The sequence below is a fragment of the Verrucomicrobiota bacterium genome (assembly GCA_016871535.1).
Classification (GTDB): Bacteria; Verrucomicrobiota; Verrucomicrobiia; order Limisphaerales; family SIBE01; genus VHCZ01.
Genome location: VHCZ01000029.1, coordinates 1 through 25,877 on the forward strand (window position 1 = coordinate 1; position 25,877 = coordinate 25,877).

At 60.3% G+C, this 25,877-nt stretch carries 20 protein-coding genes; 5 read left to right on the forward strand and 15 right to left on the reverse strand.

Annotation, left to right across the window (positions count from 1 at the left end; translation table 11 throughout):
- Positions 1-532: 532 nt before the first annotated feature.
- Positions 533-757, forward strand: coding sequence for a hypothetical protein (locus FJ398_06150; GenBank protein ID MBM3837532.1), 225 nt, complete (start codon positions 533-535; stop codon positions 755-757).
- Positions 758-892: 135 nt separating this feature from the next.
- Here the strand turns inward: FJ398_06150 and FJ398_06155 are convergent, their stop codons facing one another.
- The 8 genes from FJ398_06155 to proB form a co-directional block, all read right to left on the reverse strand.
- Positions 893-2,212, reverse strand: coding sequence for an asparagine synthetase B family protein (locus tag FJ398_06155; protein ID MBM3837533.1), 1,320 nt, complete (start codon positions 2,210-2,212; stop codon positions 893-895).
- A gap of 33 nt (positions 2,213-2,245) precedes the next feature.
- Positions 2,246-3,271 carry a sialidase gene (locus FJ398_06160; protein MBM3837534.1) on the reverse strand — a complete coding sequence of 342 codons (1,026 nt, stop codon included), beginning with the start codon at positions 3,269-3,271 and terminating at the stop codon, positions 2,246-2,248.
- Between the two features lie 414 nt (positions 3,272-3,685).
- Positions 3,686-5,170, reverse strand: a complete 1,485-nt coding sequence (locus FJ398_06165; protein MBM3837535.1) for a sialate O-acetylesterase — start codon at positions 5,168-5,170, stop codon at positions 3,686-3,688.
- Between the two features lie 377 nt (positions 5,171-5,547).
- Positions 5,548-5,766: a hypothetical protein gene (locus FJ398_06170; GenBank protein MBM3837536.1), complete on the reverse strand. Its 219-nt coding sequence runs from the start codon at positions 5,764-5,766 to the stop codon at positions 5,548-5,550.
- A gap of 191 nt (positions 5,767-5,957) precedes the next feature.
- Entirely contained in the window at positions 5,958-7,244 is a 1,287-nt protein-coding gene (locus FJ398_06175; GenBank protein ID MBM3837537.1) for a M24 family metallopeptidase, read from the reverse strand.
- A gap of 416 nt (positions 7,245-7,660) precedes the next feature.
- Positions 7,661-12,139 (reverse strand): hypothetical protein, encoded by a 4,479-nt coding sequence (locus tag FJ398_06180; GenBank protein MBM3837538.1) that lies wholly within the window; start codon positions 12,137-12,139, stop codon positions 7,661-7,663.
- A 316-nt stretch (positions 12,140-12,455) separates the two neighbouring features.
- A complete protein-coding gene (locus tag FJ398_06185) occupies positions 12,456-13,118 on the reverse strand; it encodes a MazG family protein (protein ID MBM3837539.1) in 663 nt (220 codons plus the stop codon).
- A 239-nt stretch (positions 13,119-13,357) separates the two neighbouring features.
- Positions 13,358-14,434: a glutamate 5-kinase gene (gene proB, locus FJ398_06190; GenBank protein MBM3837540.1), complete on the reverse strand. Its 1,077-nt coding sequence runs from the start codon at positions 14,432-14,434 to the stop codon at positions 13,358-13,360.
- 229 nt (positions 14,435-14,663) lie between these two features.
- Between proB and argB the strand changes: the two genes are divergently transcribed.
- The 4 genes from argB (at position 14,664) to FJ398_06210 (ending at position 18,233) form a co-directional block, all read left to right on the forward strand.
- Complete coding sequence (gene argB / locus FJ398_06195) at positions 14,664-15,539, forward strand: acetylglutamate kinase (GenBank protein MBM3837541.1); 876 nt, start codon at positions 14,664-14,666, stop codon at positions 15,537-15,539.
- A 178-nt stretch (positions 15,540-15,717) separates the two neighbouring features.
- Entirely contained in the window at positions 15,718-17,010 is a 1,293-nt protein-coding gene (locus FJ398_06200) for an acetylornithine/succinylornithine family transaminase (GenBank protein MBM3837542.1), read from the forward strand.
- Positions 17,011-17,076: 66 nt separating this feature from the next.
- Entirely contained in the window at positions 17,077-17,979 is a 903-nt protein-coding gene (gene argF, locus FJ398_06205; GenBank protein MBM3837543.1) for an ornithine carbamoyltransferase, read from the forward strand.
- Positions 17,979-18,233, forward strand: coding sequence for a hypothetical protein (locus tag FJ398_06210; GenBank protein MBM3837544.1), 255 nt, complete (start codon positions 17,979-17,981; stop codon positions 18,231-18,233). Before argF ends, FJ398_06210 begins: the two co-directional genes overlap by 1 nt.
- Here the strand turns inward: FJ398_06210 and FJ398_06215 are convergent.
- From FJ398_06215 to rplM, 7 genes are all read right to left on the reverse strand, one after another.
- Positions 18,176-19,831 carry a hypothetical protein gene (locus FJ398_06215; protein ID MBM3837545.1) on the reverse strand — a complete coding sequence of 552 codons (1,656 nt, stop codon included), beginning with the start codon at positions 19,829-19,831 and terminating at the stop codon, positions 18,176-18,178. The two genes, FJ398_06210 and FJ398_06215, sit on opposite strands and share 58 nt — an antisense overlap.
- A 62-nt stretch (positions 19,832-19,893) precedes the next feature.
- The gene (locus FJ398_06220; GenBank protein ID MBM3837546.1) at positions 19,894-20,190 is read right to left on the reverse strand and encodes a type II toxin-antitoxin system mRNA interferase toxin, RelE/StbE family; all 297 of its coding nucleotides are present in this window, start codon (positions 20,188-20,190) and stop codon (positions 19,894-19,896) included.
- Positions 20,191-20,436: 246 nt separating this feature from the next.
- Positions 20,437-21,561, reverse strand: coding sequence for a Gfo/Idh/MocA family oxidoreductase (locus FJ398_06225; protein ID MBM3837547.1), 1,125 nt, complete (start codon positions 21,559-21,561; stop codon positions 20,437-20,439).
- 663 nt (positions 21,562-22,224) lie between these two features.
- Entirely contained in the window at positions 22,225-23,676 is a 1,452-nt protein-coding gene (argJ, locus tag FJ398_06230; protein MBM3837548.1) for a bifunctional glutamate N-acetyltransferase/amino-acid acetyltransferase ArgJ, read from the reverse strand.
- A 97-nt stretch (positions 23,677-23,773) separates the two neighbouring features.
- Positions 23,774-24,832 (reverse strand): N-acetyl-gamma-glutamyl-phosphate reductase, encoded by a 1,059-nt coding sequence (locus FJ398_06235; GenBank protein MBM3837549.1) that lies wholly within the window; start codon positions 24,830-24,832, stop codon positions 23,774-23,776.
- 142 nt (positions 24,833-24,974) lie between these two features.
- Complete coding sequence (rpsI, locus tag FJ398_06240) at positions 24,975-25,370, reverse strand: 30S ribosomal protein S9 (protein ID MBM3837550.1); 396 nt, start codon at positions 25,368-25,370, stop codon at positions 24,975-24,977.
- 9 nt (positions 25,371-25,379) lie between these two features.
- A complete protein-coding gene (gene rplM / locus FJ398_06245) occupies positions 25,380-25,814 on the reverse strand; it encodes a 50S ribosomal protein L13 (GenBank protein ID MBM3837551.1) in 435 nt (144 codons plus the stop codon).
- Positions 25,815-25,877: the final 63 nt, after the last annotated feature.

Consider the following 25,877-nt stretch of genomic DNA (forward strand, 5'->3'; position numbering starts at 1 on the left):
AAAGGCATAGCGTAGATGCTCCCCGACCAAAGTGACATTGTGAAGGTAGTGATGTTCGTTGATCAAGGCGTCGCACCGTGCGATATCCTTCGGTGAACTCAGCAGTCGAATTTGGCCATGCTCCAAAACATGTTGCTCCTCGGCGGAAAGGTCGCGGCGTTTGTGTTTGCTCATGCCGCGAGCGTAAAACAGTGAAAGAGGAATGTTCCGAAAAAAATGCCAACCCTCGTATCTCCAAACGGCTACCGAGGAGGAACGACGCGCCCTACGCTATCCTCACGGTTGGAAGTCGATTGGCCTGCGGCCAAACTCCTCCGAGTCAAACAACGTTCCAGATCTCTAACGCGCAAAGGCCGCCGGGCGTCAACTTCCCATCCAATCCCAGCGCCCCAGCCCCTTTGACCAAATTCAATTTGGATTTTCCCGGCGGCACGCCAATCGAACTGGTGCGCGCCATAGAGAAGGCATCCCCAAGCCACTCAACGCCATCGTTCCGCTGGAGTTGAGCAACACACGGCTCCCGGAGTTGCGTATGAAAAACGTGGACGTGGCGCAGTTGTTTCAAGCCCTTGAGTTGGCCAGCCGGAAAACCGTGACTTACATGTCGGGAAGAATGTCCGACTTCTACGGCGGAAATTTGCCAACGGGAATGGGGCGCGCAATGTATTCGAGCCAGCAGACATCTTTCGGCCTCTTCGACCGGCGCGGCGCCGCCTGCCAAAACCGGAAGTTATTTTTGCACAGACCCTTAGCGTAGCGCAGAGTTGCACTCTGCTGTATCGCGGAATTGCATTCCGCAGGGGTTCGACAAGTTCCAGGACTCTGAAACTCGCCGACGCGCTGCCGATTGCAAATCGGCGATACGGCAGAGTGCAACTCTGCGCTACGGCGGCTACGAATAGAGCGATAGAAATTGGCTTCGGAATGCCGTTTCCTGTTCAGGCACCCGCTCCCGCAACTTCTCCTTGGGCAGCGCGCCGTGTTGAAACCGGCGTTTCGGAAAGACCGGCATTTTAAGGCCGGTCACAGCCTTGATGCCGCGCGAAACGATTTCGCCCTTCAGCGCGTAGAGCTTCTCGGTGTCGTAGTTCGTCAGCGTAATGAACGGAATGCCTTCGGCGACTTCGATCACCGCCGGGCGTGTGAACGGGCTGAACCCGTCGAAGCCAAAAAACTTGGCCGGCGCGTAGGTGCGCGTGTAGCTCCGGCTCAGCCCGCCGCTGTAAGTGAGCGAATGCTTGATTTTGCCGACGCCCCAGCCTTCCTGGTACAACATCAGATTGTTCACGACGCTGCGGATCGTCAGCTCCGGGTTTTCCTCGATCGGATAGTCCTTCAAATTCTCGTCCCCGCCGTCGCCATCGATCAAATACTTCCACTGCGGATAACGCCCGCGAATGCCCCGGCACAGCGCCACGGCCATCGTCGCGGACTCAATGTCGAGCGGCTTGTAGTCCTCGACGATGCGGATGGTTTCAGCGATGTCGAGGCTGGCCGGGTCGGCTTCAATGGATTCGAGGAACAGGCCCCGGCCGAGTTGCTCAAGAAAGCCGCGGGCTTGCTTCAAGTCCGGGCCGTCGCCGAGCGACAGCGTGAACGCTTTCAACCGCCCCGGATTCATACCGAGCTTCTGCAGGCAATGATACGTCAGTACGAAAACGGCGCCGCTGTCGATCCCTCCGGAGAAGCAAACGCCGATCGGTTCGCGTTCCGGCACGTGCCGCAGCCACTGGATGATTTCGCCGGTCAAGGTGGAAACGTAGAGCGACCCGATCTCGTCGAGATCGGCGTTATGAACGTCACGCGGCGGCGTGAAGTAGCGCGTGTAAGCCGGATCCGGGTCCGGGCAGCCGACGAGCTGAATTTCCACGACGTAATGCGCCGGAACCATCCGCGTGTAGCTCGGATGGAATTGACCGTCCAGGCCTTCGGACTTGAGCCAGGCGTAAATCGAGTCAATTCGGTCGGCAACGATGAGCGCCGGACCTTCGTGGCGTTTGGCGAGGAAATAGCGCATGGGACGGTCGAGCGAGCGCGCCATGCGGACGATTTTGCCGTTCTTGGCCAACAGCGCGAAGGAGCCGTCAATCTCCCGCACGGCCTCGGCCTGGCCGCTGAGAACGCGGTTCCGTGCTGCCTCGGACGACATGTTGAAAATGCGATTCAGTGTTGGATCCAGCAGATCCACGACGCGTTCGAGATATTTATCCATAGGTCTTGGGACTTGGCGCTTGATCGGTGTCAGCTATCTCCACTGCCCTTCGGTCATTTCGCGAAGGTTCAATTTGAAGGGGTCAATCACGGCGTGTTTGATCCGCTGGCGTTTCCACGTGTAGGTCACGTGCACCGATCCGTCGTTCGCCTGTATGACGGCCGGGTAGGAAAACTCACCGCCGGGCTCGAATTCCAGGATTACCGCGGCGAACCACTTCTTGCCTTCGGGCGAAATCGCGACGTTCAACACGCCACGGCCCCGGTCCGTGTGGTTGTAAACCAGCAGCGCGCGTCCGTCGCGAAGCACCGTGGCGTCGATCCCGCTGTTCGGATTGGGCAGGTCCGTGGCTTTCATGCGGCTCCAGGTATGGCCGCCGTCCTCGGACCAGCTTTCCCTGATCTGCCGTTGTTTGGTGCGGCAAAGAATCTGCATTTTGCCGGAGGGATACGCCAGGATCGCCGGTTGAATCGCTCCGAATTCCATCGCGGCGTTCAGCGGCGGCGTGCGGGACCATTGCTGGCCGAAGCTCCGGGTGCTCTCCATGTGCACACGCCAGCCTGCGTCCTCGGTGCTCGAACCACAGACGATTCGGTTGTCATCCAGCTCCACCGGCTTGTTCTTGATCGGGCCGTAAATGTCATTGGGCAAGCGCCGAGGTTTGGACCATGTCCGCCCGCCGTCTTCGGATTTCATGAGCATTCCCCACCACGAGGACGGTTTTGGCCCCACCTTGTAGAAGAGCAGCAACGGGCCTTTCGACGGCTGGAACAGCACCGGGTTCCAGCACGGATAACGAATGTGCTTCTCGTCGTCCGCGCCGTTGATGACCTCGACCGGCTCCGACCACGCGTTGCCCTCGTACCGCGACAGCCAGATGCCGACGTCGAGCGCGCCTTCGCGTGTGCCGCCGAACCACGCGGCCATCAATCCCTCGCGCGTCTCCACGATGGTCGAGGCATGACACGAACGAAACGGCGCCTGTTCAAAGATGAATTCGGACTTGAGAAGGCCCGGTTGTGCCGAAGCCGAATCGACGCCTTGGGCACGGGCTGCCATAACGAAAACGATCGGGGCGATCAACGCCGCGCCACACGAACGCAGCGGTCTGGTCCAATGAGAACGGTGCGCGGACCCGGAACCGAATGGCGCCGGCAGTATCGCGCCAGCGTCTTGGAGTGCGCCAGTCCTCTGGCGCGTTTGGCCGCGGCCCGGAAAGCGGCAGAGGACTGCCGCAGTCCAAAACCTGGCGGATCTTTTCTGGCCCGGGACGAGGATCGGAAGCGGTTCGCTTGCCCAAAGGTTCCTGGAGAGTTCCCACAGCTCTCGCACCGTGCGCACGGACCATGAATTGGTAAGGACGCGTTCCACCGCGTCCCTGAAATTGTCTTTTCGATCGCTGCGTAAAGTCAGGGACGGAGTGGAATCCGTCCCTACCATGTTCATGGGAAAAATGAATGTCCGTTTCATGGGTCACTTCTTAGGCGCAGTGGTCATCGGAAAATCGTCCGTCCGAAACGGTGTGGCCGGCAAGCCGTCTTTGTTCCAGAGATTGACCACGGGATAATTCGCCCAACCGTAGCGCACCGCCACTGGCTTCGGAACTTCCGGACAACTCACAACAACTTTGTCGCCGTCAATCTCCGCTTTCGCCCAAACGAACTTCTTGTCCTCGCCGGCGATGGCGAATCCTTTCAGCGCGCCACCGCGCGCTTCCAGGCCGCCGCCCACGTTGTCGAAGCTCAGGATGATCTTGCCTCCGGCGGCTTTCATTTTCTTGTAGGTCGGCCCGGAGTGCACCAGACGCTTTTCCCCGTAAGCAATTCGGCGCGCCGCCAGGGCCAGTCTCGCCCCGACCGGCTCCTTCTTCCGCGGATGAATGTCGTTTTCTTCTCCAACATCCGTGATCACCGCCATCCCGACTTTCGGCAGGGCCTTCGTGGCGAGCAGTTGCGCTTCGCGAAGCTCGGCCCAATTGCTCTCGGCCGGTTGATCGAGGATCTTGGTGAACGGGGCGAGTTGCGCCTCCAGGAAAGTGAAATCGCCTTGATGCCAGTCGCGCCGCCAATTGCGGATCATGTCGGGAAACAAGGTGCGGTATTGCTGAGCCCGGCCCGCGTTGGACTCGCCCTGATACCAGATCGCGCCTTGGATCGCGAAGGGCAGCAGCGGCGCGATCATGCCGTTGTAAAGTTCGGTGGGCTTCCAAAACGGCTTTTGCGGGGGCTTTTTGTCCGAGGTTTTGCCCTGCTTTTTCAATTCCGCTTGTTCGGCCTCGAACTGGGCGAGCGCGGTTTCATATTTTTTGAGCGACTCCGCATAGCCGTCGAGAATCGCCTGCTTGTAATCGGGATCCGCTTCGAGGACGTCCTGGCTGATCCAGACTTCGGCGGGCGAACCGCCCCAGGACGTGTGAATCAATCCGACCGGGACGCCGAGGGCCTTCTGCAAATCGCGTCCGAAGAAATACGCCACCGCGGAGAAATTCGTCACCGTGTGCGGCCCACATTCCTTCCAGCTCGCTTTGACATCCTCGACCGGTTTGTCCGCCTTCAGCTTGGGAACCGTGAAGAGCCGGATCGACGGATTGGCCGAGGACGCGATGGCTTTTGCCGGTTCAAACGTCAGCCGCAGCGGCCATTCCATGTTCGACTGCCCGCTGGCCACCCACACTTCACCCACGAGCACGTCCTTCAGTTCGATCGTGTTTTGGCCTGCGACCTTCAAGATGTCCGGGCCGCCTGCCTTGAGTCTCGGCAGTTTGACCATCCATTTACCGTCCTTCGCGGTGGCGCTGACTTTGTGGCCGCGGAATTCGACGGTGACCTTCTCGCCTTCGTCCGCCCAGCCCCAAACGGGGACGGGCTTGCCTTGCTGAAGAACCACTCCGTCAGAGAAAAGGGCCGGCAAGTTGACGTCCGCCCGGAGGCCGGCGGTTCCGGCGAGGAGGAGCCACATCGTCGCCCCAGCCAAGGCACGCCGCGGCCCGCGTCTTGAAGTGGTAGGGCGAGTCCGTCCCGGCGAGCCGCTCGACGTGCGTGGAACACGTCGGACTAGGCTCGCTGGGGACAGGCTCGCCCTACCGTCTGGTTCATGGGAAGCCTCCGCGTGATCCGCGGTTTGATCGGGCGAAGCGGAGAGAAAACGGTTCAGGAAAATGTGGCTCGGTTCCATGCGGATAATCGACTCGAATCCGCACCGCGCGTCAACGCTGAAAGGATGAAAGGTACGGCAAGCGCGGGCGATTCGAAACTGGGATCAAGGCTCTCTGAGCAGGAGGTAACAGCAAACGGAGGGATGGAATCCTGTTCAGGCTGGGTCGTGCTGTCGTCTCGTCAATTGGTCTGTGCGGCAATTGCGATGGCTTTCTCGGTGTGATCCCAGGAGTCGGCGTAGTTCTTCATCGCACCGCCGTAATTGCCGGTGGTCACGTCAGCGTCCCCTTGATCCAGGGTCGCTTTGGCGAGGCGGAGCTCTGCGTCCACTTTGGACTGGTTTGCGGGCAGCAGCGCGATGAGAGCCTGGTTTTCCAGATAGAGCGTTTCCGCAATCAAGATGGGTCCAAGTTCACTCCCCCATTGGCGGTGCCTCCGTCGTCCTGCGCTTGGGATCGGAAGCTCCGGAACTTGTCGGCGCGCGGCCGATTCCAAATCGGCGATACGGCAGAGTGCAACTCTGCGCTACGCCTTCGCGCCTCCCCGGAGCGGCGTCCTCATTCGGAGATGCACCCGGACGCTGTGACGTTTCACCGACGCATGATTTTTTCGATTTCGTCAATCTCGATGGGAATGCTGGCCATCAAATCCACCGGGCCGGACTCGGTCACGAGCACGTCGTTCTCCAGGCGAACCGCGAAGCCTTCTTCCTTGATATAGATCGCCGGCTCGACGGTCATCACCCAGCCAGGCTGCATCGGCTCCGTCGTGAAGCCGACATCATGCACGTCCAACCCCAGCGGATGGCCTAGCCCGTGCATGAAGTATTTCTTGAAGGCCGGCTTGTCCGGATCCTGCCGCTTGATCGCGCGCGTGCTCAGAAGCCTCAGATCGACGAGCTCTTTCTCGATCATTTGCTCGCCTTCCTTTTGCCAGTCCTTCGGCTTCTTGCCCGGGACCAGGCCTTTGATCGACTGCCGAAAAACGCGCAGCACAGCTTCATAAACTTGTTTCTGTCGCCGTGTGAAACGGCCGTTGACCGGAATGGTGCGGGTGAGATCCGAATTGTAGTTCGCGTAGCTGGCCGCGACGTCCAGCAGCAGCAAATCCCCGTTCCGGCATGGCCGGTCGTTCTGAATGTAGTGCAGCACGCAAGCATTGGCCCCGGAAGCGATGATCGGCGTGTACGCGAAGGCGCCGCGCCGCCGAATGAACTCGTGCGCGAATTCGGCCTCGACCTCCGTTTCGCTCACGCCCGGCTTCACGAACCGAAGCACGCGGCGGAATCCCGCCTCCGTGAGCGCGCACGCTTTCTTGATGACTTCAACTTCGGCGTCGGATTTGACGATCCGCAGCCGGTGCATCAGCCGGGCCAGCCGCTGGTAATCGTGCAGCGGATAGCGCCGTATCGTGTCCGCCACGAACCGCGATTCGCGAGTCTCGACTTCCACGACGGCGCGTTTGTGTTCGTTTGAGTTGAGGTAGACGCGCTCGGACTCGCACAGGAGGCGGTGGAACAGCGGCCGAAGCTCCGAGAGCCAGTGGATCCGTTCAATGCCGGAGACTTCGCGCGCTTCTTCTTTGGTCAGCTTGTGGCCTTCCCAGGTGACCAGGTGCTCGTTCGTCTCGCGGAGGAACAGCATTTCGCGCTGCTTGTCGTCGTCGGCGTCCGGAGCGAGCAGAAGGACGCTTTCCTCCTGTTCGACGCCGGTGAGGTAAAAGAGATCGGAGTTCGGGCAGAGGCGAAGCGTGCCGTCGGCGTTGGTCGGCAGAACGTCGTTGGCATTCACGATGGCCAGCGAGTTCGGAAGCATCAGCTTCTTTAACTGTTGGCGGTTGGTTTTGAACAGTTGGGGATCAATGGGGGCGTGTCTCATATCTTCTTGACCACGGATTCTACGGATTTCGCGGATGCGGAAGCGGTCTTATCCGTGTCATCCGTGTCATCCGTGGTTGCATTAAGGTTCGTGGAAAGTTCCCTTGGTCTCGGAACCATGCACTCTCCCCATGAACCCGGTAGGGCGAGTCCGTCCCGGCGAGCCGCTCGACGTGCGTGGAACACGTCCGACTCGGCTCGCTGGGGACAGGCTCGCCCTACCGTCTGGTTCATGGAAAGGGAACATCGTATTCCAGCGGCCGAGCAGTCACGCGGTTTGAATCTCTGAACGCGCCGCAAACGATTCACCCTCTCCCCTAAGATGAGGGCCAGGGTGAGGGAGAGAGGAGCGAACTGCTCTTCCACGAACACAAGGTCCTGGCAACGATTTCCCAGAATAGCCATGGCCCGGTCCATCTATCGCTTCGCCTGGGCTCCACTCACAGAAGTTTCGGCCGTGATCGCGACGAACGTTGGGGCGACGGCGTTGTTGAAGCTTTCCAGCGTGATCCTCTGGATCGGCGCCGGGTTCTTGATTTCGCGGCTGAACGTCCGAACCTGCCCGCCCGTGAGCAGATCGGGCACTTGCTTCGACTCCGGACATTCGTGCGTGCTGTTGATGTAATCGACGACATGGACGCCGTTGGTGAGGGTCCACAATTCGCTCCGGCCATCCGCGTGCGTCACGGTGATTTTCGCCACCGGCATGCCTTTGGCTTCGTCGCCGCCATACGGCCAGGCCCAACCCCCGACGCCGCCCAGGAAATGCAAGCGGCTCGCGGAGAGATTGAGGTTGCCGACCTCGACACGTTGCGGGTATTCGCGCGTGATGCCGTTCCGGCCTTTGAGCACGATCAGGTTGTTTCCATTCAGCGTCTTGGCGGGGGCGACAATCTCGAACGGCACTTCACCCGCCTTGACGACGCCGAATTTCCGGAAGCGCAACGACTCGCGCCAGCTTTCCCGGTTCGCGTAAATGCCCTTGCTGCTGTCCGCCGTGCACGCGGAGCGCAAATCGACGAACCGGTATTTCGTGTCTTCGCTGGAAATGTAAGCGAGCAAATCGCGCAAGCCCTCCGCGCCCAGCGTCTCGAATCCTTCGGGCATGAGGGAGAGGTTGGTCGAGCGCCGGCTCTTGATGTCGCGCTGCTGAATCGTGTAGTCGCCGCTGGCGTTGCGCAGAACCAGCTCGCGCTGATTCTCGCGGGCGATCACGCCGTCGTAAACCAGCTCGTCCTTGGTCTCAATATTGAAGCTGATGAAATTCGGCTCCACCAGTTTGTTCGGATCGAGGATGTGCACGAGCAATTCGGCGGCGCCGTGCGCGCCCATGCCCGTGAGGTTCGGCGCGAGATCGCGGCCTTCGTTCTTGAACACGTGGCAACCGGCGCAGTTCAGGAGGAAAAGCTTGTGTCCGTTTTCGAGATTACCCGGCTTCTCCACTTCGGGACGGAACTTCGCGAGGAGCGCTTCCTTTTCCTTTTGCTCCGGACCGCGCAAGGCGTCGATGGTCTCATTCGCGAATTTAGAGATGGCTTGGTCCGGGTGCGTGCGAAGGCGATGCGTATCCGAAGGGCCGAATGCTCGGGCGGGGATTTGTTTGTCGGCGAGTGCCTGGACCAAAGCTCGAGTCCACTCCCCGCGCTTCAGCACTTGCGCGAGCACGGTTTCACGCAAGTCTCCGGAAACCTTCGTGAGGGCTCCAATCAGCGCTTGTCCGGCAGCCAAATCACTGATGGCGCCAAGCGCCTCCGCGATGCGCCGCTGGGTGGCGGTTGAACTGGAGGAACCGAGCATCGCCGCGACCTTCGGCACAATCGAGGCGTCCATTTGCCGCACGCCGAGCAGGTTGATGGCGACCTGGCCGCGCGCCTCGTCGGAAAGAGAAGCGTCGCTCAGTTTGCCGGCAAGGCGGGTGACGAACGGTTTGAGGTCCGCGCTCATGGCTCCGGCTTTGTCCCAACGCCCAATCAAAGGCAAGGCCGCGCCGGCCACTTCCGGCGTGGGCGATGAAAGCACCGCATTGAAAGCGGCCTGCAAATCCGCGGCCCATTCGGCGGCGGTGTCGGTTCTCAGATTTGACGCCAGGCTTTCGAGCGCAACTTGCTTTTGTCCATCCGCACTGGCTGGTGCTTTGGCGAGGAGGGCAATCAACTTCGCTGCCGGCGCCACGTCTCCCTTCAGCGCCAGTTGGCGCACCACGTGGCGAACGAAACTTTCGTGCGCCGCGCCGCGGTTTGCCGCGAGCGCCGCTTCGACAAAGAGCAACGGCTCTTTCGCCGCGACGCCGATCGCCGCGGATTGCAGCCAGCCGTCGTCCAGAGACGGCCAGGCTTCGACGATGGCCTGAGCGATTTCAACGGACGGCTCGAAGGTTCCCAGCGCCATCAACGCCTGAATGCGCGCGCGCGCATCGCCATCGTTCAACTGCGATTTGATGGCGTTGAGTTTGGTCGCGCCTGAATTGGCTTCGCGGTCCGCCAGGATGCGAAGCGCGTTCTTGCGAACGGCGGGATTTTTGTCCGCCACGGCATTGACCAGGACGTTATCGTCCAGGCGGCCGAGGGCATTCAACGTGTGAAGCGCCACGACCTGGGCGATCGGCACCATGAGGGGGCTGGCGGCGCGGGCCACCGAATTGAGGATTCCAACCTCCCGGTCGTTGACTCCCTTTTCGCGCAAAAGCCTGGCGGCTGTGTCACGCACCCAGCCATTCGGATGATCGAGATTCAAAATCAATTGCCCCGGCTCCACTTGATGAAGGCGCGGAACGGAAATCCGTTTTGCTTCCTTGTGCTGGACGCGCCAGATGCGCGCGAAATGGTGGTCGCGATCCGGGCGCGTGGCGGCGTTGTGCGCGCCGTGCCGGGGGCCGCGCGTGTCGTTGTGGATCGCGGCCTGATTGTAGAAGTCCACGACGTAAAGCGCGCCATCCGGGCCGACGCGCGTGTGGATCGGACGGAACCAGAGATCCGTGCCCGCGATGAACTCGGTCTCCTCGTGGCCGGATTCCTTGCTCGCGGTGAAGGTCGCACCTTTCGGTTTCAAGAATTCGTGATGGACGAGATTCACCGTGGGTTCGGAGCTAAAATGCGAGCCGTTAAATCGCTCCGGCCACGCGCCGCCGTTGTAGAGGCACGAACCGGCCGAGGCCGTGAACATGCCGACCCAATCAATCTGAATGTACGGCGGACGCGTGTGATGCACCGCCGGGAAAACCTTCTGGTGATCCGGCAAAACCGCCGACGCCCGGATGCCGCCGATGTTGCCGCGCGCCAAAATCTTCTCCGGCATCACGACGTGCAAGAAATGCTCCCCGCATGTCGCCGTGGTGTAAAACGCTTCGCCGTCCGGCGCGAAGTCAAAGCCCCAGGTGTTGCACGATCCCGAAGCAACTTGCTCCAACGCCGTGCCGTCCGGCCGAAAGCGGATGATTCCCGCCGTGACGCGGCCAAAATTCTTCGAGCCATCGCCGGATCGCGGATTGCCTGCGCTGTAGCCGATCGCGCTGTAAATCCAGCCGTCCAAGCCCCAGCGGAAATTATTGATTACCGCGTGCGTGTCCCCTGTGCCGAAGCCCGTGTAAAGCACTTCAACTTTGTCAGCTACGCCGTCGCCGTTGGTGTCGCGAATCCAGAGAATGTCCGGGGCTTGCGCGACAATGACGCCGTCCTTGTGCAAGACGAGCGAAGTGACCAGTTCCAAACCTCCCGGCACGCCGTGATCCAGGTCTGCGAAGATGTGCTTCTTGTCCATGCGCCCGTCGGCGTCGGTGTCTTCGAGCCAGGAGATGCGGTCGCGCGCGGGGCGATTTTCTTTCTGGCTCTGGAAATTCTCCGGATGGAGCGAGCGCTGCGGGTTGATGGGAAGGTCGTTCCGGTTGATGGTGCGGCCATTCGGATACTCCGGTGTCTCCGCGACCCAAAGGCGGCCTTGCGGGTCCCAGTCCAGCGAAATGACTTTTTCCACCAGCGGCTCGGACGCGACCAGGTTCGCACTGAAATCGGGATGCACCTTGAGTTTTGCGGCCGCTTTCTCCGGCGCCGTCGGGCCGCCTTCGGGGTATTTGAGCGACGCGATTTCATCCGGTTTGCAGAATGCATCGACATTCTTGCGCCCACCAACCCAGGCGATGCCCCGCAGCAGGAGGGCGCGGTAGTGAGGCGTGTTGAAGGAAGCGTATTCGTGGCCCGGAAGCGAAACGAACGCGCGATACGGTTTGGTGCCGCCGTCCCAGGTCTTCTCGTAGGTCCAGATTTGCGGCGCAATCACGAACACGCTGTGGAAGGACGTGGCCAGCACGTGGACGTCCGGCGCCATGTCCAGGTCGAAGTAAATCTCGTCCTTCCAGTCGAAGTTGGAGGCGCCGCGCGTGATCGGATGCGTGGGATCGACGAAGTACTCGCCGACTTCGCCCTCGAACCACTTTGTCTTCGTTTCGCCATCCCAACGCCACGCGCCGCCCTGAACTTTCTTGGCCCACTCGTGCTGATCTCCGCTGACCACGCCGTCGTGGATGACGACGAAGCCGCCGCCGCGCCGGAGGAAATTCTCGAAACGCGCGCGTTCTTCACCCACGATTTTCATGCCGTCGTCGGCGAAGATTATCAGCACGTCGGTGTTTTCGAGTTGGGTGGCCGCCGGAAAACTCATCGCGCCGTCGGCTTGGCAGCCGCGCTCGGCCAGGAGTTTGGTCCAATCCGCGAGGAAGCGCGGATGATCGTGCTGGCCGGGGCCGTGAGTTTTGACGCCGGCGCGGATGAAGACGCGAAGCGGAGAATCTGCTTGGGCCAGCGTGGACACTGGATTGGCGGCCAGAGCGATGAGCCAGGCCAGCCCTGTCAAAAGCCGGCCAACGGACTTGGAAGGTGTGGGAAGGGAACGGGCTTTCATCATAGGTGGTGACACTCTTAACACTGTTCCGCCAGACTTGGAACTAAGAACAGCACTTGCCACTTACCAGTAATTCTGCCCATTGACCTGATTACACCCTGGAACTTGTCGAGCCCCTGCGGAATGCAATTCCGCGATACGGCAGATTACAAATCTGCGCTACGCGCTCAGGCTCAGAGCGTGTTTGGAAAATGGGCTACCAGCCCGTTTTCGGCGGCAACTTGCCGCCGAACATTGCGGCAGGCTGGTAGCCGGCTGGTAGCCTGCCGCAACAGGCCAGTGGCCTGTTCCACCCAAAAGGCATTTTCAAAACGCGCGCTCAGAGTCTCTGTCGCTCGCGCCGGCGGTAGAATCGCTCCTTCTTCTGGGTCTCAGCGCGCAGCAGCGCTTCGGCGGACCAGCCGCGGCGCTGCGCGTAATCCGTCAACGCGAAAAGCTGTTGAGCGACGCCCGTTTTGGTCCGCCGCCGGGTTGCCCGCCTTGCGCCGGCGGAGAGGCTCAGGCCCGCTTTGCGGGCCTTCTTGACCAGTTTCTCCGCGCGGAGAAGCGCCGGCAAATGCCTGGGGATGCCATCCAGCGCGGAGGGCCGCGCGTGCCGCGTGCCTTCCTTTTCCGCGCGCTTGATTCTGTCCCATTGCGTCCAGACACCTTCGACGTCTTTGACCCGCGCATTGCCGAAAACGTGCGGATGGCGCCGAATCAATTTCTCCACGATGTGGCGCGCAACTTTTTCAAAATCAAACGCGCCGCGCTCGCGGGCAAGCTGGCAATGGAAGACCACTTGAAGCAGCAGGTCGCCCAGCTCTTCCATCATTTCGTGGTCGTCGCCGGCTTCAATGGCGTCCATCAATTCATAGACTTCCTCGACCGCGTGAAAGCGGAGGCTCAGGTGGCTTTGCTCGCGATCCCACGGACAGCCGTTGGGCGCGCGGAGCCTGGCCATGACGGCGAGCAAGTCGTCGATTGCAGTTTTCTTCTTCATCACAAGTTTTGGGCAAAACGAATTAATCCTGGAAAAGGGAGTTCAGCCACAAAGAACGCAGAGATCACAAAGAACAGTAGTTTTTACGACAGTCCATGCTCTCACCGAGCGATGGGAATCTCTGCTTCGCCAATGCGTTTTCTCTGTGCTCTTTGTGGTCTCTGTGGCCAATCCATTGCCGTTTTCGAATTCATCGGCGCGAGGCTCCTCGCCTATCCCCGATAGCCAATCGCCAATCACTACAGAACCACGAGATTGTCGCGGTGGATCACTTCGGCTCGCGGGAGTTTCCCGGCCTGGATAGCGTCCGAGTCGAAATCGCAAATGCCGCGCGCAAATTCAGTCCCGTCCAAATCGCAAATGCGGACAATGTCTCCGGCGGCGAACTGGCCCTCACACCGCCTGACGCCGGGAGGCAGCAGACTTTTGCCGGACTCGCGCAAGGCCTTCTTGGCTCCTTCATCCACAAACAGCGCGCCTTTGGGGTGATGGAAGAACGCGATCCATCGCTTCCGGCTTTTCAATTTGCTGGATTGCGGCACGAAGATCGTTCCTTCCTCCAGCCCGTCCAGAATGCGGGCCAACACCGCGCTCTTCCGCCCGGACGCGATGACCATGGGGATTCCAGAGCGGACGACCATTTTGGCCGCCTGGATTTTCGAGGCCATCCCACCGACGGACGTCGCGCTCGCGGTCCCCAGCGCCAGATGTTCGACCGTTTGATCGATTTGCTCGATCAGCGAAAGAATCCTGGAATCCGGCCGGCGGAAGTTTTCCATCACGCCTTCCACCGAGGTCAGAACCACCAGCAAATCCGCGGGCAACAGACACGCCACCAGCGCCGACAGCTTGTCATTGTCCCCGAACTTCAATTCGGTGAAGGAGACGGCGTCGTTTTCGTTGATGATCGGGACGACGCCGCGGCCCAGCAAAGTCACGAGCGTGTTGCGCGCGTTGAGGTGGCGCTCGTGATGCTCGAGATCATCGTGAGTCAACAGCACTTGCGCGACGTGGAGTTTGAATTGGGCGAACAGCTTTTCGTAAGCGGCCATGAGGCGGGTCTGGCCGACGGCGGCGCAGGCTTGCAGTTCCGCCAAGTCGGAGGGCCGTTTCTCGCAGCCCAGCACGCCCATGCCCGCGCCGACCGCGCCGGAAGTGACCAGGACGATTTCGCGTCCGGCCTGGCGCTGCTGGGCGATCTGCGCGACCAATTGCTCCATTTGCGCGAGATCCGGCTGCTTCCGCGCGTCGGTCAGCACGCCGGTGCCCAGCTTCACGACCAGCCGGGTCACGTTCTGGAGCAAGTTTTTCCGCACGGCGAAAGGTGGTAGCAAAGGGGGGCAACGGTGTCGAGAATCGTTGCGTAAAACGTAATGCGTAATCCGTCAGGAGTGATTCGTCGTTCGAGGGCCTTCTGCTTCGCTGCGTCGTGGATTTCACTTTTTCACTCACCCCGTCCCGCTCCCTCAGGGCCCTCAGGGAGAGGGCTGGGGGCGCCGGTAAAGAGTGTTGCAACGCTGAGGGCAGCCGTCTTTGATCTCTGCCGTGCAAGATTTCATTGCCAAAGCTGCGACGCTGCTCGAAGCGCTGCCGTACATTCAGCGGTTCCGCAGCCAGACGTTCGTCGTGAAATACGGCGGCAGCTTCATGGACTCGCCCGATCCGGAAGTGCGCGACGGCGTCGCGCGAGACATCGTCTTCCTGGAAGCTGTCGGCATTAACCCGATCGTCGTGCACGGCGGCGGCAAAGCCATCACGCGCGCGATGGATGCCACGGGATTGAAAGCCCATTTCATCCAGGGCATGCGCGTCACGGATGAAGCGACGGTGAACGTCGTCGAGCAGGTGCTGTCGCGCGAGATCAATCCGGAGATCGTCAAAACCATCAACGCGCTCGGCGGCAAAGCGCGCGGATTCTCCGGCGCGGAGATCTTCACCTGCCGCAAGTTGATGCTGAAAAGCCAGGAAGGCCAGGACATCGATATTGGTTTCGTCGGGGACGTCACATCCGTGAACACCGAGCCGTTGCGCGAGTGCATTCGCCGAAGCATCACGCCGGTGATCAGCCCGACCGCGCGTGGCGCAGACGGCAACATTTACAATTGCAACGCGGACGTCGCGGCGGCGCAGGCGGCCATCGCACTCAAGGCCAAACGGCTGGTCTTCATGAGCGACGTGCCCGGCCTGCTGCGCGATCCCAAGAACGAAAAGTCGCTAATGACCCACTTGCGCATCGATGAGGTGGAAAGCCTCAAGCAAGCCGGCGTCATTGACAAAGGCATGATCCCGAAGGTCGATAGTGCCGTGACCGCCCTTGGGGCCGGCGTGGAAAAGGTTTCCTTCGTCGATGGCCGCGTCGATCACGCGATCCTTTTGGAAATATTCACGGACGCCGGCGTTGGAACCGAAGTCGTTTGCTGACCGGAACGAGCATCGAGCAGTATCCCTCAGTTAAGCCAGTTAAGGTGGGGCGAGGCTCCTGCCGAGCCAATGCCATCGAAGAAAAGCTCCGCAGGAGCGTCGCTCCGCCGATCGTTAACTGCGAGGTTACATCGAGCAAAGCATTGAACCCGTTGATCAAACCTGCAAAGATCAAGCGGTGAATGATTCCAGAGTTATTCCTGCACCACCGCCGATTGTCCGCAACGATGTGGCCGCGATCCAGGCGCTGTTTCAAAAGCACGTCATCCCAAGCTACGGGCGCTTCGATCTGGTGCTCAGCCATGGCTCGGGCAGCTACGTCTGGGACGTGACCGGCAAGCGTTATCTCGATCTGGGCGCGGGCATCGCGGTGTGCGCGCTGGGCCATGCGCACCCGGCCATCACCGAAGCCCTCGTGGAACAGTCGCGCCGCCTCGTCCACGTTTCCAATCTTTACTATCACGAACCGCAAGGCCGGTTGGCCGAAGCGATCGTGAAGCTGCTCGCGCCTGGCAAAGTTTTTTTCTGCAACAGCGGAGCGGAAGCCAACGAGGGCCTGTTCAAGGTCGCCCGCAAGTTTGGACATGCGGAAGGCCGATTCGAAATTCTCACCGCGCAGAACTCCTTTCATGGCCGGACGCTCGCGGGCATCTCCGCGACCGGCCAGGAGAAAGTGAAGAAAGGGTTCGAGCCGATGGTCCCGGGCTTTCGTCACATTCCCTACAACGATCTGGAAGCCGTGCGCAAAGCGATTTCGCCCGCCACGGTGGCGGTGCTCATCGAAGGCGTCCAGGGAGAAGGCGGCATCACGCCGGCCACGCCCGATTATCTGTTGAGCCTGCGGGAGCTGTGCAATGAACGGAAGCTGTTGCTTCTGATGGACGGCGTCCAGGACGGCCATTTTCGGACGGGCCGATTCCAAAGCTTTCAACGGATTCTGGAGGGCGCCGCGAATGGAAAACCATTTCTCCCGGACGGACTCTCGATGGCGAAATCGCTGGGGGGCGGCTTTCCCATCGGCGCGTTCTGGGCGCGGGAACCGTATGCCGATGTGCTAGGGCCCGGCACACACGCGTCAACGTTCGGCGGAACGCCGCTCGGCTGCGCCGTCGCCCTGAAAGTTTTCCAGGTGATCGAACGCGAGCGTCTGGATGAAAACGCGCGCCGCGTCGGAGACTTTCTGCGGATCGAACTCTCGCGGCTGGTTGAAAAAATCCCCGCCGTGTTCAAATCCGTGCGCGGTCTGGGCCTGATGATCGGCATTGAGCTCGCTTTGAACATTCCGGCCTTTGCCAAAGAGGAGAAGGCTGCGTCGCTGCAGTTTGTGAACCGGCTGCACGCGGCGGGGCTCCTGACTATTCCGGCGGGAACGAATGTCGTTCGCCTGCTGCCTCCGCTGAATCTGAGTCTGAGCGAAGCCGGGGAAGGCGTGCGTGTCATCGAACGCGTCGCGGTCAATCTGGGGAGTTAATTGCCTTGAGACTTTCCGGGATTTTGTGCCTCTTGTCTGCTTTATGACTCCTTTGGACGGCCGCGTATGAAACATCTGTTGAGCGTCGAGCAGCTTTCGCGCGACGCGATCGAACGCATTTTGACCGCGGCAACGGCCTGGAAAGCCGAACGTCGCACACCCTCCCGGCAGCCTCTCGCCGGCCAGACCTGGGCCTTGTTGTTTTCCAAATCCTCGACGCGCACGCGGGTCTCGTTTGAAGTCGGGATTCGCGAACTCGGCGGCCAGAGCCTCTTTCTGAGCGCCAACGACATTCAGTTGGGCCGGGGCGAATTGATCAAAGACACCGCGCGCGTGCTGGGCCGGATGATTCACGGCGCCGTCATCCGCACGTTCGCGCAAGCCGATGTCGAGGAATTCGCCGCGCATTCCGGCATCCCCACGATCAACGCGCTGACGGACGACGAGCATCCGTGCCAGATTCTCACGGACATTTTCACGTTTCAGGAAAAGCGCGGACCGATCCAGGGCAAGGTGGTGACGTTCATCGGCGACGGCGCGTGCAACGTGCCGGTCTCATGGATTTTCGCGGCGGCGAAGCTGGGTTTCGAGTTCCGGATTGCGGCGCCCAGAGCTTTCCAGCCCCCGGCTGCCTTGTTGAACCGGGCCAAAGGAAAAATCTCTTGCACGGAAGATCCGCGTGCCGCCGCCAAAGGCGCAGACCTCCTCTACACCGACGTCTGGGTCTCGATGGGGAAAGAAGCCGAAGCGGCCGAGCGCATCAAGATCTTAGGCGGGTATCAAATCAATCAGGCGCTCGTGAAACTTGCCAAACCGGACGCCCTGGTGATGCACTGCCTGCCCGCCTACCGCGGCAAAGAGATCGACGAAGCGACCTTCGAGGCCAACGGCCAGACCATTTTCGATCAGGCAGAGAACCGGCTGCACGTGCAGAAGGCGATCCTGGATTGGATTGCGGCGTCAGGTTGATGGGTGTCGAGACCCTTAATGAGCTCCTCGAGTTCGTGGTTCATTTCCAGATACGTGCCGACAACCATCGCCTTGAAGCGGTGCGCCCGCAGGCGTCAAAGTTTGTTTTGGAAGTGATGTTCGGTGAGCTCCGGCAAGTCATCCATGCGCGTTTGGTGGAGGTGATTCAATTCAAGCGTTCAAACGGTCCTGAATCTCAACTCGCCGGCTTTGCGTCCGATCCGGCAACCTCGCCGATGTGCACCGGTTTGTAGCCGCCGATCGCCTTGAAGTACAGGAGGAGGCACAGGTAAACCAGGGCCATCGTCGCGGGGATGAAGGAATCCGCAACCAGCGTTTTGCGATCCCCGCTGATGCTCGCTTCATAGACTTTGCGTTCTGTGGCCGACAATTTGTCCAGCGCCGCTTTCGGATCTGTGTTCCCGGTTTTGGCCAATTCCCCGCGCGCGGTATTCAGTTTCCCCTGCACCTCGCCGAGTTTCTTACCGTCCAAACCTGTGGCCTCGCCAAACACCATGGGCAGGAATCGGCTCGGATTCTCGGCTTTGTATTGAGCAAACACCGCGGCATCCGCCGTGTTCAAGGCCTCGCCCGCAAAACGGTCTTTGGCGTAGCCGAGACCCGGAGCGCCGATCAAGCCGGCCGACATCATCCCGATGCCGCCCATGATGGAAATCGCAACCGCGCCCGTGCGCGGGAAACGGTCCGACGCCACCGCGAGCATCGTGGGCCAGAAGAAGGTCTTCCCCACCGCATAGACCGTCAACGCGAGCATCGCGCCACCGAAGGACGCGATGCCGCTGGTCAGATTCAGCCCGACACACGCCAGGATGGCGCAGGTCAGCAAAATCCCCAGAGGCGACAGCCCAATCCGCTTCTCAATGAAGTCCGCGCAGAACCGCAGCGCGAACATGGTGAAGGACGTAAACACGAACAACCACTTGCCTTGCTCGGAGGTCAGAATGTTGCCGGTGATGTTTTGAATCCAGTTGTCCGTGCCGAGTTCCACGGCGCCCACCAGGGCGTGCGCGACAAAGAGCATAAACAACATCCAGTGGCCGATGGCTCCTTTGGTGATGGCGGCCACCGCGATCAACAGGACGGCGCCTATGATAATTGAGGAGGCGTTGCCCAATCCGAGGATGCCCTGGCAGAACATCACCAGCAGCCCGCACACGATCAATCCGCCCAGGATTCCAACATCCTTGAACATCTCGCCGAGACTCAGACCCTTTTCCGACGCTTCCGATTTCGGAAAGTGTTGCCCCAAGAACATGATGCCGTAAACCGCGGCCGGAATAAGGAACAGCGCCATCTGAACCTTCCAGTGGATCTGGAACTTGTCGTCCAGCACCCAGCCGCAAGCGCTGCCGAGCACCAGGCCGGCGGGCCAACTGGCGTGCAGGATATTCAAAAAGTGCGTGCGATTGTGGAAAAACAGCGTCGCCACGAGCGGGTTGGCCACGGCTTCCAAGGTGCCGTTGGCATAGGCGAATAGCCAGGAACCCCAGAAGAGCAATTGCCGGACGGTTTCTTTGTCCATGTTCGGGTTCGGAGCCAGAGTGACAAAGGCGGACAAGATGTGGAGCGCGAAAGCAGCCACCACCAGCTTGCCGTAGCCGATTTTATCGCAGATCACGCCGCCAATGATGATCCCGAAGCAGAATCCTGTGAATCCCGCGCCGCTGATATTTCCCAATTCTGTGGCCGTGAACCCGAACTCAGCGCCCCAGTTGTCCAGAATGCCGCCGCGAATGGAGAAGCCGACGCCGGCGGCGAGGATGGCCATGAAACCGGCCCAGAGGAGTCGTTTGGCATTGGCCTCAGTTCCGTTTGCGTTTCCGTTGCTCATAGGATTATTGGTGGTTTGGTTGTGGGTTGGTTGGGTTGGTCTTCGGAGGTGATTCCGTGCGCTCAGTAAACGTCTTCGTGAGTGCCGATGTCTTGAAGCAAAATGAGTTGTTGTCCCGGTTGATCGCCCGGCTCGATGGTGAAAATTGTCCGACAATCGTATCCGCACGAGCAGGCCCAACAGCCCAGGAGATGCCCGCGCAACGAGTGCGTCTTGCGTTTGGGGTCAAACGGGTCCAGCCGCGGCCGATCGAGAGCGGCCTCCACTCGCGCCAACCGTTCCAGGTCGGACCCGATGTAGCGGCGATATGCCCGTCGAAAGCGCCCACTCGGAATGACGACCCAGCGCAGTCCATTCATGGTCTGGGCAGTCGCAGGCTTCTCCGCAACCGCTGTTTCATCTTTTCGTGAGACTCGATTTTGAGACGACCGGCAGCCAAATCCCGACGCGCTTGGGCGATGTCTGCGGCCAACTCCTTCCGCCACGTTTCTGCGCGGCGCTTACGCAGCACCTCGATTAACATGTCCTGATCCTCGGGGCTCAAGGCCGAAGCCCGATCAAGCACATCGCCGAAAGGACTTGTTTTCATACCGGCCAAACTTCGCTCAAATCGTGAACGCCGGCAGCTTCACAATCTGGCCGCCTTTCAACGCCGATTGATGCGCGCACAGGCCGACACACGTCCAGTTGGCCGATTGTTTCGCGTTTGGGAATGGATCGCGGTCTTTCACCAGCGCGGTCAAGAACTCATGCACCATGTGCGGATGCGATCCGCCGTGGCCGGCCCCTTGCGTGAAGCTGAGGTGTGTCTTCTTCGCCAGGTCATAAACGCCCTTGGTTGTGAAGCGCTGGATCGGTTTGGGCAGCAGCTTCGCGTAGTCGGGCGCTTTGATCTTCTTGGGAATCTTAGGTTCCGGCAGTTTTGCCGTGTGGAGGACGTGCGGCTCGTGTTCGATGAGCGTCCATTCAAATGTTCGCTTCGAGCCGTAAACGTCGATGCTCTCCCGATACTGCCGCGCTACGTCGAACAGGGACCGGTAAATGCGGGCGCTCAGGTCGGAGTTTTTGAACTTGATGTGCGTGGTTTCCACCGCGAACGGGGAGTTGTATTTCTTGATAAGTTCCTTGCGGATCGTGCCGGAACCGAAACACGAAACGTATTCGGCCGTGGCTCGTGTCAGGCCGCAGACCGGGCCGACGCAATGCGTCGCGTACCACATCGGCGGGAGGCCGGGCCAGTAATTCGGCCAGCCGTCCATGTCTTGCTGGTGGCTGGCTTGAAGGAACTGAATTTTGCCCAGCGCGCCCTTCTCGTAGAGTTCCTTGATGTAAAGAAACTCGCGGGCATACACGACGGTCTCCATCATCATGTATTTGAGGCCGGTCTTTTTTTGGAGCTCCACGATCTTGCGGCAATCCTCGATTGAGGTCGCCATCGGCACGGTGCACGCGACGTGTTTGCCGGCTTTCAAGCCTTCGATGGACATCCAGGCGTGATCCGGGATGGGCGAGTTGATGTGGACCACGTCCACGTTCGGGTCGTTGAGCAGTTGGCGGTAATCCGTGAACCGTTTTTCCACGCCGAACGCGTCGCCGATCGCTTCCAGCTTTTTGGGATTGCGCTGGCAGATGGCGTACATGCTGGCGTTCGGATGCCGCTGGTAAATGGGAATAAATTCGGCTCCGAAACCAAGCCCGACGATAGCAACGTTAATCTTCCCTTGGCTCATGATGGTTGAGGCGGTCGAATTCTGGGCACAAAATCGCTTCCGGTTCGTTCCTGCAGGAACATGGGCAACGGTAATGCGCGGAATGACACCGTTCTATCGCGAAACTGTCAACGGAAAAGTGCCCGTGATGCCGTGATGGTCCGTGATGGTATGCCCTCTGTTGAGGGTGGGGCGAGACTCCCGCCGAGCCAATGCCATCGCGAAGAAACCCGTGAAGCCGGTGTCATGCCGGCAGCGTCTTGCCAAAGGATTAGGTTTGGAGGAATACTCGCGAGCATGGAAGCCGTTCAAAACCCGGTGTTCGTCACGGTCGAAGATTATCTTGCGGGCGAACTGCAGAGTGAGCTTCGCCATGAGCTATACCCAAATCGAGACGCTGGAGGAATACGTCCTGGTCGCGCAGGACAGAATGGAAGTGACCGTGTTCCACCAGATGGGGTTTTTCAGTTTCTCCCGGAGGGAGATCAGAGAATAGCCCAGCCTTTCAAGGCTGGGAACGAAAGTGCGTGGGCCGAGTCCCGACGGGACGGCTGATTCAGGGCTGAGTCCTGCCACTTCGCAAGCGGACCGCCGGCGGCCTCAAGGAATTCGATGCCGAAGCCGGTCTCTGTCATGGAGACTCAACCGTCCCTTCGGGACTCGAATAAGTCTGCTCTACAATCCTCATCCTCCCAAGGCCGCCGGATCGCTCACGTCCCCTTTGTTGAAATCCACGTATGCCTCGGTCAGATCAGCGGCATAGATGACCGCACTGGAGGGGCCGAGATTCAAGTGGATGTGGAGGTCGAATTCCTTCGCGGCCACGGCGGCGCAAAGCGCTTTGAATGGCGTCCGCGTGGGCTGGCCGCGTTCGAGGGAATAAATCAGTTTGCGGCTGCCCGGAGCGCTATAGGCAATATCAACCTTGTCTTCGACCACCGTCGCGGCGCTGTAGCCAAGGGCATCGATGATGCGGCCCCAATTCGGGTCGCCCCCGTTCCAACTCGTTTTGACGAGGGCGCTGTTGGCGACGGCGCGGGCGGCGGCGGCGGCCTCGGCAAACGATTTCGCGCCGTTCACACGCACGGTGACGAAGCGGGAGACGCCCTCGCCGTCGCGCACGATCATCTTGGCGAGTTCGAGGCAGACGTGGTTCAGGGCAGATTGGAAGCACGCCGGGCTGCGCAATTGCGGACTGCGGATTGCGGATTGCGGGCTTTCAGAAATGAGCCTCCTCATGTCGGCGGCTGCGATTCGGGGATTTCCGGCCAGGCCGTTCGCCAGCACGAGCACGGTGTCGTTGGTGCTCATGTCGCCATCGACCGTAATGCGGTTGAAACTGTTGGCCACGGCTTCGTTGAGCGCAAGTTGAAGGGCCTTGGGTTCAATCGCGGCGTCAGTGGTAATGAAACACAGCATCGTGGCATGGAGCGGGACCGCCGCGGGACGCTCGCCCGTCGCGCTCATCCCGGGTTGAATCATGCCTGCGCCTTTGCACACGCCGGCAATTCGGGCGCTGTGACCGCCGAGTGGGAACTCAACCGCGATTTGCTTGGGCCGCGTGTCGCTGGTCATGATCGCCTCGGCGACGTGGCACCCACTTTCGCCAGAAGCGCCCAACACCTTCGCCGCCGCCTCAATCCCGCGCTTCACATTGGCCATCGGCAGCGTCACGCCGATGCGTCCCGTGGACGCGACGAAGACGTGCGCAACTGGAATCGCACCGCGGCGTTCGTGAGAACGCGGACGTTTTCCGTCGGAAGAGCGAAGCGACCGCGAACAAACGTTCGCGGCGACGGCTTGAGCCGTTAGCCGGGCCATTTCCTGGGCATCCTTCAAACCTTGTTTGCCGGTGCACGCATTCGCGTTGCCAGAATTCACCACAATGGCTTGCGCCGTTCCTTGCTTCACATGTTCGAGGCAAACCTTGACCGGCGCGGCGCAGACCTGGTTTGTGGTGAACAAACCCGCGACCGTGGCGGGAACTTCCGAGACGATCAAGGCCAGGTCGCGCTTTTTTCCTTTGTTTGAGCCCTTGCCAGTGCCGAGGCGCTTGATGTCGCAAAACACGCCGCTCGCGAGGAAGCCCTTGGGCGCGGTGATAGAGCCGGAGATTTGTTGGAGTGAACCTTTCATCAAATTTGATTCTCTATCCGTGCTTTCCGTGTGATCCGTGGTTGCTCGGTTCCGGCTGCGTCGGGCTGTGTTCATCCGCAGTTTCCCTCGTTCCAGGTTAAGTCAAACCCGCTGTTTCCGGATATCCGTGCATGATGTTAAAGCATTGGATGGCCTGGCCGCTCGCGCCTTTCACAATGTTGTCCTCGGCGCTCATCACGATCAGCCGGCCCGTGCGTGGATCGAGGCGCCAGGCGATTTCGATGACGTTCGTTCCGGCGACATTCTTGGTGTCGGGCAGGGCCTTGCCTTCGAGCACACGAACGAACGGTTCGCTCGCGTAAGCCCGCCGGTAACAAGCCGTGATCGCGGCGTTCAATTCGGCGGTCTTTGCGCCATCAGCGGCGTGCTCGGCCGGCGCCAGGTAAAGCGTCGTGAGAATTCCGCGATTCACGGGGATCAGGTGCGGCGTGAATTGAATGACGATTTTCTCGCCCGCCGCTGCCGAGAGTTCCTGTTCGATCTCGGAAAGATGCCGGTGCTTGGGGAGGCCGTAGGGCCGGACGCTCTCGTTGCATTCCACGAACAGGTAATCGAGTTCCGCCTTGCGCCCCGCGCCGCTGACACCGCTCAGGGCATCGGCGATGATGCTCGTGGAGCGAATGAGTTTTTGCCGCAGCAACGGAAGCGTGGGGAGCAGAATGCTGGTTGGATAACAGCCCGGGCAAGCCACGAGCGTGGCCGTCTTGATCGCAGTGCGATTCCATTCGGGCAGGCCATAGACCGCTTCCTTCAGCAATTCCGGCGCGGGATGTTCGTGCGCGTAAAATTCCTGATATACGGCGGGGTCTTTGACGCGAAAGTCCGCGCTCAGATCGAGCACGCGGCAGCCGAGCTTCAAAAGCGGAACGGCGTATTCCGCCGCGACGCCGTGCGGGAGGGCCAGAAAAACCGCTTCCGCTTGCCTGGCCAGCACCTCGGCGTTGGGTTCCGCAAACCTCAATTCCCCGGCCCGGGGGTAATGGGCGAATCTTGGGAAAACCTGGGCGACTGACTGGCCCGCATACTGCCGGGAAGTCAGCGCGACCAACTCGGCCTGCGGATGCAGCAAGAGCAGCCGGACGAGTTCCTCGCCCGTGTATCCGGACGCGCCGACGATGGCGACTCTAGTTTTCATGCGCCGTGTGATAGCCAGTTAAACCTGAAATCCGAAGCACGAAATCCGAAATCCGAAACAAATCCATCTGAATTCGCTTCGGCCCGGCCAACAAAAAGCCCCGCCGGAGTCAACCAGCGGGGCTCGACAAATTCTGTTCCGTTTAGCGTTTGCTGTATTGGAATCGTTTGCGAGCGCCGGGTTGACCGTACTTCTTGCGTTCGCGCATGCGCGGATCACGCGTCAGCAGGCCTTCGCTGCGCAAGGCCGAACGAAAATTGGCGTCCGACGCCAGGAGCGCGCGCGCAATCCCGTGGCGCACGGCGCCGGCTTGCCCGGTCAGCCCGCCGCCGGTCACGTTGACGCGCACGTCGAATTTGGTCGTCGTCTCCGTGCGCGCCAGCGGCTGCAAAACCATCGTCCGCTGGGCTTCAATCACAAAGTAGCTTTCAAACGGCCGGCCATTGATCGTGATTTTGCCGGAGCCGGGAGCAAGGCGCACGCGGGCCACGGCGCTCTTGCGCCGGCCGGTGCCGAGGTACTCAGTCGTTTGTGCCATAGCTGAATCTTAGTTTTGGGCCGCGATCGTCGTGGGCTTTTGCGCAGAGTGCGGATGCTCGCCGCCGCGATACACTTTGAGCTTGGTCAGCAGCACGCGCCCCAGCCGGTTCTTCGGGATCATGCCTTTGACCGCGTGATGGATTAACCGTTCCGGATGGCGCGCCCGAACTTGCTCGACCGTCCGGTATTTCTCGCCGCCCTTCCAGCCGGAGTAGGACATGAACTTCTTCTTCGTTTCCTTCTTGCCGGTCAGGAGCACTTTCTCCGCGTTGACCACCACCACGAAATCGCCGGCGTCGAGGTGATCGGTGTAAATCGGCTTGGTTCGACCGCGCAAAATATTCGAGATCTGGACCGCGAGGCGGCCCAGGACGGCGCCGTTGGCATCGATCAGATACCACTTGCGCTGGTCCAAATTGACTTTGGGCAGATACGTTTTCATCGAAACTCTTCGTGTCAAAGAGCGCAGAACCTAGCAAACAAGGAAGTGAAGTCAATAGTCATT